At 66.8% G+C, this 12,218-nt stretch carries 9 protein-coding genes and 1 pseudogene; 7 read left to right on the plus strand and 3 right to left on the minus strand.

Features of this window, described 5'->3' with window-relative positions; all coding sequences use genetic code 11:
* Nucleotides 1–149: 149 nt before the first annotated feature.
* Nucleotides 150–572 carry a hypothetical protein gene (locus VGP60_RS30130; RefSeq protein ID WP_327551524.1) on the minus strand — a complete coding sequence of 141 codons (423 nt, stop codon included), beginning with the start codon at nt 570–572 and terminating at the stop codon, nt 150–152.
* A 4-nt stretch (nt 573–576) separates the two neighbouring features.
* Nucleotides 577–1,167: pseudogene (locus tag VGP60_RS30135) on the minus strand (Glu/Leu/Phe/Val dehydrogenase dimerization domain-containing protein); the annotation flags it as partial.
* A 78-nt stretch (nt 1,168–1,245) separates the two neighbouring features.
* On the opposite strand from VGP60_RS30135, the gene VGP60_RS30140 reads away from it, so the two are divergent.
* Nucleotides 1,246–1,599, plus strand: coding sequence for an Lrp/AsnC family transcriptional regulator (locus VGP60_RS30140; protein WP_327551525.1), 354 nt, complete (start codon nt 1,246–1,248; stop codon nt 1,597–1,599).
* Between the two features lie 128 nt (nt 1,600–1,727).
* Complete coding sequence (locus VGP60_RS30145) at nt 1,728–2,006, plus strand: hypothetical protein (protein ID WP_327551526.1); 279 nt, start codon at nt 1,728–1,730, stop codon at nt 2,004–2,006.
* On the opposite strand, the gene VGP60_RS30150 is transcribed toward VGP60_RS30145, so the two are convergent.
* The gene (locus VGP60_RS30150; protein WP_327551527.1) at nt 2,003–2,626 is read right to left on the minus strand and encodes a YigZ family protein; all 624 of its coding nucleotides are present in this window, start codon (nt 2,624–2,626) and stop codon (nt 2,003–2,005) included. The genes VGP60_RS30145 and VGP60_RS30150 overlap by 4 nt on opposite strands.
* A gap of 641 nt (nt 2,627–3,267) precedes the next feature.
* Between VGP60_RS30150 and gltB the strand changes: the two genes are divergently transcribed.
* The 5 genes from gltB to VGP60_RS30175 all read left to right on the plus strand — a co-directional run bounded on the left by gltB (nt 3,268) and on the right by VGP60_RS30175 (nt 12,218).
* On the plus strand, nt 3,268–7,809 hold the full coding sequence (gene gltB, locus VGP60_RS30155; RefSeq protein WP_327551528.1) for a glutamate synthase large subunit: 4,542 nt from the start codon (nt 3,268–3,270) through the stop codon (nt 7,807–7,809).
* Entirely contained in the window at nt 7,802–9,253 is a 1,452-nt protein-coding gene (locus tag VGP60_RS30160) for a glutamate synthase subunit beta (RefSeq protein ID WP_327551529.1), read from the plus strand. The genes gltB and VGP60_RS30160 overlap by 8 nt, the downstream gene beginning before the upstream one ends.
* Nucleotides 9,254–9,617: 364 nt before the next feature.
* On the plus strand, nt 9,618–9,827 hold the full coding sequence (locus VGP60_RS30165; protein ID WP_327551530.1) for a CbtB domain-containing protein: 210 nt from the start codon (nt 9,618–9,620) through the stop codon (nt 9,825–9,827).
* A gap of 53 nt (nt 9,828–9,880) precedes the next feature.
* Nucleotides 9,881–10,657, plus strand: coding sequence for a CbtA family protein (locus VGP60_RS30170; protein ID WP_327551531.1), 777 nt, complete (start codon nt 9,881–9,883; stop codon nt 10,655–10,657).
* 172 nt (nt 10,658–10,829) lie between these two features.
* Nucleotides 10,830–12,218, plus strand: a complete 1,389-nt coding sequence (locus tag VGP60_RS30175) for a Dyp-type peroxidase (protein ID WP_327551532.1) — start codon at nt 10,830–10,832, stop codon at nt 12,216–12,218.

A 12,218-nucleotide genomic window follows, 5' to 3' on the forward strand; every position in this document is an offset into this window, starting at 1 on the left:
AAACACGTACAGCCGGGTAGGGGGCTCGTGAGTGGCTACGAGTGTTCAAACACTCGTAGCCACTCACGAGCCACCCACCCAGCCACGCGTTTGCGGGAGCAGGGCGCTCCCGGCACGGTCGTGACCGACCTCGAAATGCCACGCCCTGGTCACGCAAACCTGATCGCGCGCCCGCCAATAAACACAGCCTCGCGGAGCGGAGTGCCACCACCGGCCAGTAGCTCACTCACGGTCTGTTCGATGACCTCGACGCGTGCCGTGGCGGCCGCGTGGTCCAAGCCGTCGACCTCACGCGCCAGTGTGTAGATGATCCCGCCGGCGTTGGCCACGAAATCGGGCACCCAGACCGTGCCTCGCTCCGCGAGCAGGTCCGCGACAGAGTCGTCGGTGAGCTGGTTGTTGGCCGGGCCGACGACGAGCGGCGCGGCCAGCCTGGCCACGACGTCCGGGCTCAACACCCCGCCGACCGCGGCCGGGATCAGCACGTCGGCGGGGGATTTCCAGCGCCTTGGCCGGGTCCGCCCACGTGAATCCGCTGTCGTCGGCGATCCTCCGCTTGCTTTCGTCCACATCGGACACAGTGAGCCGCGCGCCGGCCTCGGCGAGGCTCGTCGCGAGGTGGGCGCCGACCGCGCCGAACCCGCTGATCACCACCCGGCGCCCGGCCATCGACTCGTCACCGAACACCGCCCGCGCCCCCGCCCGCAGGGCCGCGAGCACGCCTACAGCCGTCGGGCCGCTCGACGACCCCGTGCCACCGTGCGCCTCAGGCACACAGAAGGCGTACGGGCTCTTCTCCCGCAGGACGAGCATGTCTTCCGGGCCGGTGCCGACGTCGGGCCCGGCCAGGTAGGAACCGCCGAGCGAGGCGATGAGATCGGCGTGGTCGAGCAGCACGGCCCGCCGTTCCTCCGGCGAAAGGGCCCTGTCGAGCGCGATGACGCTCTTGCCACCGCCGAACCGCATCCCGGCGACCGCGCATTTGTAGGTCATCGCCATGGACAGGCGCAAGACGTCGTCGACAGCGTCCTGGAAACGGGGGTAGGCCTTCATCCGGCAGCCGCCGATGGCCGGGCCCAGCACCCGCGAGTGGGCGGCGATCATCGTCGTGACGCCTGATCGGCGCCCACGGCGAACCACCAGATCTTCATGCTCATAGTCGGTCATGACGCCGAAGTTAGGGTGTTGTGCAAGCCCTCGGTGGGCTCACCGAACGATATTCGGCACAGGAGGGTTCGGAGCGTCATGGACGAACTTGATTCGGCGATCGTCCGCGAACTGCAGGAAGACGCCCGGCAGTCGAACCGCGACATCGCCCGCAAGGTCGGCGTCGCGCCGTCGACCTGCCTGGAGCGGACGCGGCTCCTGCGGCAGCGGGGCGTGATCCGCGGCTACCACGCCGACATCGACCTGGCCGCGCTGAACCGCGGGGTGCAGGCACTCGTCGACCAGTTGCATTCGTTCCTCGTCGACGAACTGAGCAAACGACGGGAGATCATCAGCTTCCGCAGTTCGATCATTTTCCGGCACATCCGGAAGACCAATCCGGAGCCACTCTTTGTGACGAATACTGGCAAAACACCGGAAAAGAAAGCGTAGGGGGTTCACCGGCCGCCCCTAAGCTTCCGGTTATCACCCCTAAAGGCGCATTCGACAAGAGACATACCGCGCGACTCCGGCGGAAACTGTCGGTGGGGTGAGGTTCACTGGAAGACAGGAGGCAAGTCATGGACACCGGAGACCTCGTACTCAACCACCGTGAGCGCGCCACGCTGAGAGCCGTGGCGGTCGGCCACGCCGAGATCAGCTGCAGCTGCGAGCCGGATCTGTTCGTGGACGGCCTGGCCTGCTGCGATCAGCACACCGCGCACCGGCTCGCCCACCTCGGACTCATCATCCCGGTACGCCCCGGCAGCTACGGCGAACGCGTCCCGGCGGTGCTCACCGAAGCCGGCCAGGCCGCATTGGGCATTCCCCGCAAGACGGGCCTCGAATTGGCCGCTTAACGCACCCAGCGTTCCCCGATACGTTCCGTGACAGCGGCACCGCCGGTCAAATCGGCCAGCCAAGAAGTGAATTCGTCCAGCCCCGCCACGGGCACCCCGACTTCGAAGGTCGCCGACTCGTCGTACCGGGTCCCCTGAACCGGGTATTTCGAATCCCGAAGATCGCTTTCCAGCCGCCCCGCGCGCCCGTAGTCGACGCTCACCTCGAAGACCTCGAGCCGCCGGGACTCGATCACGCCGAAGACGTCCGCCGCTTCCGCGACAGCCTGGCTGTAGGCCCGGATCAGCCCGCCCGCGCCCAGCAGGACTCCGCCGAAGTACCGCGTGACCACGGCGACGGTGTTCGTCAGCTCCCTGCGCCGCAGCACCTCCAGCATCGGCGTCCCCGCCGTGCCCGCCGGCTCGCCGTCGTCGCTCGACCGCTGGGTCCGGCCGTCGGGACCGAGCACGAAAGCATGACAGTGATGTCTCGCGGCCGGGTCCGCGCGACGGCGTTCGGCGATCACCTCGCGGGCGGCTTCCTCGGTCTCCACCGGCGCGAGCGCGCACAGGAACCGCGACCGCCGGATCTCGATCTCGTGAACGCCGGTTTTCGCGACGCTGAGATACCGATCGGTCACCTGACACCCTTCGCCGTAGCTTCGAAAGCCCCAGCTTAGGGGCGTGTGAACCACCCGGACGGCCGGTGGCGCTCTGCCATTCGGGCGGTTCGATGTTGTGATCTTCGTGGCCGCGCCGAGCCGAAAAGGCCGTTCACCAGGCGTGGCGACCACCCGTCCGGACCACCCGATCAGCGGTTTGCCCAGGTCAGGACTACCGTGAGTGGAGCAGAACGGTGTTCGGCATGGGCTGGAGCGCCTGCTGGCGCAGAGTCAACGGGCACGTGGCGAATCCCACCCGGAGGCAACGACGTATATCGATAACAGCGAATTCACACTACTGTCATAAGACCCGGCGAACCCGGGGGTAACAAACCGCGCCCCGACAACCCACCACCACGTGGGGTTGAAGGACCCCAGCGCAGCAGTATCTGGACAAACGTGCACAACGATGTGCCGTGCGGGCCGCCCGATGCAGTGCGGCCTCGCGACGATGCGCGCCCATCTGGGCTCTACCGCATCTGTCTCGCTTTTAGGTTAACCCCAGCACTGTCTTCTCGACTGACTATCGCGAACCCGGATGATTTCGTTAGCCCAGATCCTTCTGGACCCCTCTGACGGATGAAAACCGGTCGCGCCGACGCCTTGGGAGGCGGCCAGCCGTGACCCGCCACGCACCAGAAGCCAACGCAGGCCTGTACAACAAAGACAACGAGCACGACGCCTGTGGCGTGGCTTTCGTCGCCGATCTCGCCGGGAGACGAGACCACGGCATCGTCCGCAAGGCGCTGGTCGCGCTGCGCAATCTCGAACATCGTGGCGCCAGAGGGGCCGAACCGGACACCGGTGACGGCGCGGGCATCCTGATCCAGGTCCCCGACGAGTTCTATCGGCAAGTTGTGGATTTCACCTTGCCCGAAGCGGGTTCCTACGCCGTCGGCACCGCTTTCCTTCCGGTGGACGAAAAATGGCGCGGCCGGGCGATGACCACGATCGAGCGGATCGCGGCCGAAGAGGACATGCGCGTGCTCGGCTGGCGTGAGCTGCCGGTGCACGAAGAGCATGTCGGGCCGACCGCGGCGACCACGATGCCGCATTTCACCCAGTTGTTCCTTGCCGGGCGCCGCAACAACATCGACGGTCTGGCGCTGGAGCGGGCCGCGTTCTGCGTGCGCAAGCGAGTCGAGCACGAGCTGTGCGAAGGTAGTGAGAACGGGACTGTCTACTTCGCCAGTTTGTCCTCGCGAACCATCGTCTACAAAGGAATGCTCACCGAGCCGCAGGTCGAGAAGTTCTTCGACGATCTGACCGACGAGCGTGTCACGAGTGCCATCGGGCTGGTGCACTCGCGCTTCTCCACCAACACTTTCCCGTCGTGGCCGCTGGCGCACCCGTACCGGTACGTGGCCCACAACGGTGAGATCAACACCCTGCGCGGCAACCGGAACTGGATGGACGCGCGCGAGTCGATCCTCGAGACCGACCTGATCCCGGGCGATCTCAAGCGGATCTATCCGATCATCACCCGTGGCGCGAGCGACTCGGCGTCCTTCGACGAGGTGCTGGAGTTGCTCCACCTCGGCGGCCGGTCGCTGCCGCACGCGGTGCTGATGATGATCCCGGAGGCGTGGGAAAACCATCAGGAGATGGACGCCGAACGCCGGGCGTTCTACGAGTTCCACTCCACGTTGATGGAGCCGTGGGACGGTCCCGCGCTGGTTTCCTTCACCGACGGCACGCAGATCGGCGCGGTGCTGGACCGCAACGGCCTGCGCCCAGCCCGGTACTGGGTCACCGAAGACGGTCTCGTCGTGCTCGCCAGCGAGGTCGGCGTGCTGGAGATCGACCAGTCCACGATCATCCGCAAGGGCAGGCTCGAGCCCGGCAAGATGTTCCTCGTCGACACGGCCGAGGGCCGGATCATCGACGACGAGGAGATCAAGGGCGGGCTCGCCGCCGAGCACCCGTACGGCGACTGGCTCGACGCCGGTCTGCTCAAGCTGGGCGAGCTGCCGGAGCGGGATCGTGAGGTCCCGCTGCACGCCGCGCTCGTCCGCCGTCAGCAGGCTTTCGGCTACACCGAAGAAGAACTCGACGTCCTGCTCGAGCCGATGGCCCGCACCGGCGCGGAACCGGTCGGCTCGATGGGCAACGACTCGCCGCTCGCGTCGATCTCCAGCGGCCCGCGTCAGCTCTTCGACTACTTCATCCAGCTCTTCGCCCAGGTGACCAACCCGCCGCTCGACTCCATCCGCGAGGAGCTCGTCACCTCGCTGGGTGCCCAGATCGGCGCGGAGCCGAACCTGCTCGACGGCAACGCGGCGTCGTGCCGCCGGATCGTCCTGCCGTTCCCGGTGCTGGACAACGACGAACTCGCGAAACTGGTGCACGCCAACGACGACGGCGACCTGCCGGAGTTCCAGGCCGTCACCGTCCTCGGGCGCTACGACGTCCACGGCGGCGGCGCGTCCCTGATCAAGCGGCTCGACGAGATCCGCGGCGAGGTGTCCGAGGCCATCGAAGACGGCGCGCGGATCATCGTGCTGTCGGACCGCGGTGTCGACGAGAACCACGCGGCCATCCCGTCGCTGCTGCTCACCGGCGCGGTCCACCACCACCTCGTCCGGGAGAAGACGCGCACACAGGTCGGGCTGATCGTCGAGTCCGGCGATGCCCGCGAGGTGCACCACATCGCGCTGCTGATCGGCTACGGCGTGGCCGCGGTCAACCCGTACATGGCGATGGCGACCGTCGAGGAAATGGCGCGCCAGGGCCATATCCCGGGCGTCACCGCCAAGCAGGCGACCGGGAACCTGATCAAGGCGCTCGGCAAGGGCGTCCGCAAGACGATGTCGAAGATGGGTGTCTCGACGGTCGCGTCCTACACCGGTGCGCAGATCTTCGAGGCGATCGGCATCGGCCAGGAAGTCATCGAAAACTGTTTCACCGGAACGACTTCCTCGCTCGGCGGTATCGGGTTCGACACCATCGCGCAGGAAGTCGCGCAGCGCCACCGCAAGGCGTTCCCCGCCGACGGCATGCGCGCGAGCCACCGCGAGCTGGAAACCGGCGCGGACTACCAGTGGCGGCGTGAGGGTGAGCCGCACCTGTTCAACCCGACGACGGTGTTCAAGCTGCAGCACTCGACGCGGTCCGGGAAGTACGAGGTCTTCAAGGAGTACACGAAGGCCGTCAACGACCAGTCCGAGAAACTGCTGACGCTGCGCGGATTGTTCGACTTCAAGACGGACGAGTCCCGAGCTGTGCCCATTGACGAGGTCGAACCGGTCTCCGAGATCGTCAAGCGCTTCGCCACCGGCGCCATCTCGTACGGCTCGATCTCGATGGAGATGCACCAGACGCTGGCCATCGCGATGAACCAGCTCGGCGGCAAGTCGAACACCGGTGAAGGCGGTGAAGACCCGGAGCGCCTGTACGACCCGGAACGTCGTTCGGCGGTCAAGCAGGTCGCGAGTGGACGGTTCGGCGTGACGAGCGAATACCTCGTCAACGCCGACGACATCCAGATCAAGATGGCGCAGGGTGCGAAGCCCGGCGAGGGCGGGCAGCTGCCGGGGCCGAAGGTGTATCCGTGGATCGCGAAGACGCGGTACTCGACGCCGGGTGTCGGGCTCATCTCGCCGCCTCCGCACCACGACATCTACTCGATCGAAGACCTCGCGCAGCTGATCCACGACCTGAAGAACGCGAACCCGGCCGCACGGATCCACGTGAAGCTGGTGTCGGAGGTCGGTGTCGGCACGGTCGCCGCGGGTGTTTCCAAGGCCCACGCGGACGTCGTGCTCATCTCCGGGCACGACGGCGGCACGGGAGCTTCGCCGCTTTCGTCGATCAAGCACGCGGGCGGCCCGTGGGAGCTCGGGCTCGCCGAGACCCAGCAGACCTTGCTGGCCAACAGGTTGCGGGACCGGATCGTCGTGCAGACCGACGGCCAGCTCAAGACCGGCCGTGACGTGATGATCGCCGCGCTGCTCGGCGCGGAGGAGTTCGGTTTCGCGACGGCGCCGTTGGTGGTGTCGGGCTGCATCATGATGCGTGTGTGTCACCTCGACACCTGTCCGGTCGGCGTCGCGACCCAGAACCCGAAGCTGCGCGAGAAGTTCAGCGGCAAGGCCGAATACGTCGTGAACTTCATGCGGTTCATCGCGCAGGAGGTCCGGGAGTACCTGGCGGAACTGGGTTTCCGGTCCATCGCCGAAGCCGTCGGGCATGCCGAGGTGCTCGACAAGCGCAAGGCCGTCGACCACTGGAAGGCGTCCGGGCTCGACCTGTCGCCGATCTTCCACGTACCCGAGCTGGCGCCGCGCGCGTTGCGGCACCAGCAGGTCGCGCAGGACCACGGGTTGGAGAAGGCGCTCGACAACACGCTGATCCAGCTCGCCGAGGGCGCGTTGTCCTCCGGCGACAAGGTGCGCCTCGAACTGCCGGTGCGCAACGTGAACCGGACCGTCGGCACCATGCTCGGCTCCGAGCTCACCAAGCGGTGGGGCGGCGAAGGCCTGCCGGACGACACCATCGACGTGACGTTCACCGGGACCGCCGGCCAGTCGTTCGGCGCGTTCCTGCCGAAGGGCATCACGCTGCGGCTCGTCGGCGACGGCAACGACTACGTCGGCAAGGGACTCTCCGGCGGCCGCATCACACTGCGCCCGCCCGCCGACGTCCAGTTCAGCGCCGAAGAGCACATCATCGCCGGCAACGTCATCGGCTACGGCGCGACCAGCGGCGAGATCTACATCCGCGGCAAGGTCGGGGAACGCTTCTGTGTGCGGAACTCCGGTGCCGTCGCGGTGGTGGAAGGCGTCGGCGACCACGGTGTCGAGTACATGACCGGCGGCCGGGTGGTGGTGCTCGGCGACATCGGGCGCAACTTCGCGGCCGGCATGTCCGGTGGCATCGCGTATGTGCTCGACCTGCCGGAGCACCGCGTCAACCCGGAGATGGTGGATATCGATCCGCTCGACGACGAGGACACCGAGTTCCTGCGGGACGCGGTGGAACGGCACTACGACGAAACCGAATCCGCCGTCGCGGAGAAACTGCTCACCGACTGGGAAACCACGGTCGAGCGCTTCGGCAAGGTCATGCCGAAGGACTACAAGCGCGTACTTCAGGCACAGGCCAAGGCCGAACGCGAAGGACGTGACGTGAACGAGGCGATCATGGAGGCCGCACATGGCTGACCCCAAGGGCTTTATGACCACCACGCGCGAGACGCCGAAGAGCCGTCCGGTGGATCTGCGGCTGATGGACTGGCGCGAGGTCTACGAGGACTACGCCTCGACCAAGCTCGAAAAGCAGGCCGGCCGTTGTATGGACTGCGGTATCCCGTTCTGTCACCAGGGCTGTCCGCTGGGGAACCTGATCCCCGAGTGGAACACGCTGGTGTGGAAGGAAGACTGGCGAGAGGCGAGCGAACGCCTGCACGCCACGAACAACTTTCCCGAGTTCACCGGCACACTCTGCCCGGCGCCGTGTGAAACCGCTTGTGTACTCGGCATCAACGACGACGCCGTGACGATCAAGCGCGTCGAGATCTCGATCGTCGACCGTGCCTGGGAAGAAGGCTGGATCACCCCGCAGGTGCCCGACGTGCTGACGGGCAAGAAGGTGGCCGTGGTCGGCTCCGGTCCTTCCGGCCTCGCGGCCGCCCAGCAGCTGACGCGGGCCGGGCACGACGTCGTCGTGTTCGAGCGCGCGGACGCCATCGGCGGGCTGCTGCGGTACGGGATTCCGGCGTTCAAGATGGAGAAGCACCGGCTGGACCGGCGTCTGGAGCAGATGCGCGCCGAGGGCACGAAGTTCCGGCGCAGTATCAACGTCGGCGTCGACATCACCGCGTCGCAGCTGCGTTCCGAGTACGACGCCGTGGTGCTCGCGGGCGGTGCCACCGCGTGGCGCGACCTGCCGATCCCGGGCCGCGAGTCCGGCGGGATCCACCAGGCAATGGAGTTCCTGCCGCCCGCGAACCGCGTCGCGGCGGGCGAGTTCGCCGAGTCGCCGATCAGCGCGGCGGGCAAGGACGTCGTGGTCATCGGCGGCGGCGACACCGGCGCGGACTGCGTCGGCACGTCCCATCGTCAAGGCGCGAAGTCCGTTACCCAGCTGGAAATCATGCCCCGGCCGCCGGAGTCCCGCTCCGACGCGCACCCGTGGCCGACCTACCCGATGATCTACCGCGTTTCGTCCGCGCACGAAGAGGGCGGTGAGCGCCTGTACTCGGTGAACACGCAGGAGTTCGTCGCCGACGCCGACGGCAACGTCAGTGCGCTGAAGCTCGTCGAGGTGCGTAACGAAGGCGGCAAGTTCGTCCCCGTCGAAGGCACCGAAAGGGACCTCCCGGCACAGCTCGTCCTGCTCGCGATGGGCTTCGTCGGCCCCGAGCGCGAAGGCCTGCTGGACTCACTCGGCGTCGACCTCGATCCGCGCGGAAACGTCGCGCGGGACAAGGAATTCAAGACCAGCGTCGGCAACGTCTTCGTCGCCGGCGACATGGGCCGCGGCCAGTCCCTGATCGTCTGGGCCATCGCCGAAGGCCGCTCAGCCGCCGCCGGCGTCGACGCCTACCTCACCGGCCGCGACTTCCTGCCCGCCCCCATCGCCCCCACCGACCGCCCCCTCACCTAAGCGCGGTCTGTGCACACCCAAGTGCAGTCTGTGTACGAGCGAGCGCACTCCGCGCTCGCTCGTACACAGACCACTCACCCGACCGGGTGAGAGCTACCGGGGTCGTGAGTGGCAGCAAGTGTTCTAACACTCGTAGCCACTCACGACCCACCCACTCGGCCGCAGTCGCGTACGTTGCCCGGACACGTCACGTTGACCGCGTGCGGGGCGGCACCTAGGCTCAGTCTGTTAGGCGATGGCGACCGGAAAGCGGTGAAAATCCGCGCGGACGCGCCACTGTGACCCGTGCTTGAACGCGGGGAGTCAGACCCGAGGCCATCGCACTGAGCTCGAAGAGGCCGCGCAAGCCCTAGGAGGCCCTGAAGTGACGCAGGCAATCGCTCCCGCGATCCCCACCCCGATTCAGATTCCGATCAGGGAAATCCTTCCGTGGGCCGTGTTCATCGGCCTGCTCGCGTTGATCGCGCTGTACTTCGTGGGGGCCGAGCAAGGCGCCACGGCGGTCTTCGCGAACAACTACATCCACGAGTTCGTGCACGACGGCCGCCACCTGCTGGCGTTCCCCTGTCACTGAGCACCACAACAGCTACAGGGCTCTGTCCATTAAAAGCAGGGGAAAACGCTATCATGATGAGGACCCTCCTGGTCCGCGGCATGCTCGCGGGCCTGATCGCCGGCGTGCTCGCGGCACTTTTCGCGTACTTCTTCGGCGAGCCTTCGGTGAACACGGCCATCGGTCTCGAAGAGGCCGGCACGGCCGCGCACTCCCACACCCACGAACCGGCGGCGGCGCCCGGTGAAACACCACCCGCCGAAGAACCCGAGGAAGAGCTGGTCAGCCGGGACGTGCAGAGCACGGTCGGGTTGCTCGCCGGCGTCGGGCTCTACGGCGTCGCGATCGGCGGGCTGTTTTCGCTGGCGTTCGCGTTCGTCTACGGCCGGGTGGGCAAACTGCGCCCCCGGTTGACGGCCGCCGCGCTCGGCTTCGGCGCTTTCGCCGTCGTGTTCTTCGTGCCGTTCCTGAAGTATCCGGCGAATCCGCCCGCGGTGGGGCAGCCGGACACGATCGGCGAGCGGACCGGGCTGTACTTCGGCTTCGTCGCGCTGTCGCTGCTGTTCGGCGTCGTCGCCGTGATCGTGGGACGCAGGCTGGCCGACCGGTTCGGCGCGTGGTCGGGCGGTCTGCTGGCGGCCGGCGGGTACGTCGTGGCGATGGCCGTCTGCGCGCTGGTGATGCCGATCATCGACGAAGTCCCGGACGGCTTCCCGGGGTCGACGCTGTGGAGCTTCCGCACGGCGTCGATCGGCACGCAACTGGTGCTGTGGATCGCGCTGGCGCTGACTTTCGGGGCTTTCGCGGAGAAAGCACTGGGTAGTCACAAGAAGGTTCCCCAGGCCGCCTGAACGGCGTCGCCCACACAGCCCAACGGATGCACCGATCGAGTGAACCGGGTGACAACCGGCAACTAATTGCCGGTGTCATCCGTAAAACTTGTACCAGGACAACGTGTCGTACCCTCGGGGGAGTCGGGGGGCGCGGGGTTCTCGGGGTGCATATATCCGAGGGGGATATCTGATGCCGGTTGATTTGAGCGCGCCGTTTTCATGGAAACAAGGGCCACCGGAGACGGTCGCGATCCTTGACGAATTACAGGCGAATATCGTCAAAGCCCATGTGCGGGACCACCTTTCGATGCTTTTCCTGTGCTTCTGGGACACCGCCGAAGCCAAGACGTTCCTGACGGCGATTACGCCGTTGATCAAGTCCGCGAAGACCCATCTGACCGAGGTGGATTCCTTCAAGGCCACCAAAAGCGGCGGCTCGCCGTACGTGGGCCTCGGCCTGACTGCGCACGGTTACGAAAAACTCGGCGTTCCCGAGCAGAACCGCCCGGCCGACCATTCTTTCGGTGTCGGCATGAAATCGCCCGAAACGCGGAGCAAGCTCAGCGACCCGCCGCGGTCGACTTGGGACGGCGCCTACCAGAGCACCATCGACGCGGTGATCCTGATCGGTGACGCCAGTGACGCGGCGGTGAGCGCCAGGCGCACCCAGATCGAGCTCCTGATGCCGGATTCGATCACCATTCTCGGCGAGGAAACCGGGGTCGCGCAGATCAACGCGAACGGCGACGGTATCGAGCACTTCGGGTACGTCGACGGCCGCAGCCAGCCACTCTTCCTCACCGAGGACATCGAAAACGAAGAGGACACCACCGACGGCATCACCGAATGGGACCCGGCGTTCGCACCGGACAGAGTGCTGGTCGCGGACCCGGCGGCACCGGATCCCGCCGCGCATTTCGGCAGCTACTTCGTTTTCCGCAAGCTGGAGCAGAACGTCCGGCGGTTCAAGCAGGCCGAAGAGGATCTGGCCGACGCGCTGGGCCTGACCGGTGACGACCGCGAACGCTCCGGCGCGATGCTGGTCGGCCGGTTCGAGGACGGCACACCCCTGACGAACCAGCGCAGCGACGGCGCGCACGAGCCGGTCGAGAACAACTTCAACTACGACAGCGACACCGACGGCCTGAAGTGCCCGTTCCACGCCCACATCCGCAAGACCAACCCCCGTGGTGACGTCTTCCGCCCGCCGATCATGGCGCGCCGCGGGCAGACCTACGGCGAACGGACCGACGATCCGAACGGTGACGTCCCGGTGTCGGGCCGGCCCACCGGCGGCGTCGGCCTGTTGTTCATGGCCTTCAACGCCGACATCGCCGGGCAGTTCGAGTTCACCCAGCAGAGCTGGGCGAACAACCGGGACTTCCCGCCGACACCCAACGACATCCGCCCCGGTCTCGACCCGGTCATCGGGCAGGGCATCCGCGACGTCGACCAGACCAACACCCCGGTCTGGGGCGAGGACACCTTCAAGTCCTCGGCCCCCGCGGCGCAGGCCGTCACCCTGAAGGGCGGCGAGTACTTCTTCATGCCGTCCCTGGCTTTCCTGCGCTCGCTCTAG

This window comes from Amycolatopsis sp. (genome assembly GCF_036008905.1).
Lineage (GTDB): Bacteria > Actinomycetota > Actinomycetes > Mycobacteriales > Pseudonocardiaceae > Amycolatopsis.

What these genes read in the sequence shown, in the direction of transcription:
- VGP60_RS30130 (WP_327551524.1), bottom strand. Translation starts at nt 572, where the DNA reads ATGTGGACGAAAGCAAGCGGAGGATCGCCGACGACAGCGGATTCACGT.
- VGP60_RS30140 (WP_327551525.1), top strand. Translation starts at nt 1,246, where the DNA reads ATGGACGAACTTGATTCGGCGATCGTCCGCGAACTGCAGGAAGACGCC.
- VGP60_RS30145 (WP_327551526.1), top strand. Translation starts at nt 1,728, where the DNA reads ATGGACACCGGAGACCTCGTACTCAACCACCGTGAGCGCGCCACGCTG.
- VGP60_RS30160 (WP_327551529.1), top strand. Translation starts at nt 7,802, where the DNA reads ATGGCTGACCCCAAGGGCTTTATGACCACCACGCGCGAGACGCCGAAG.
- VGP60_RS30170 (WP_327551531.1), top strand. Translation starts at nt 9,881, where the DNA reads ATGATGAGGACCCTCCTGGTCCGCGGCATGCTCGCGGGCCTGATCGCC.
- VGP60_RS30175 (WP_327551532.1), top strand. Translation starts at nt 10,830, where the DNA reads ATGCCGGTTGATTTGAGCGCGCCGTTTTCATGGAAACAAGGGCCACCG.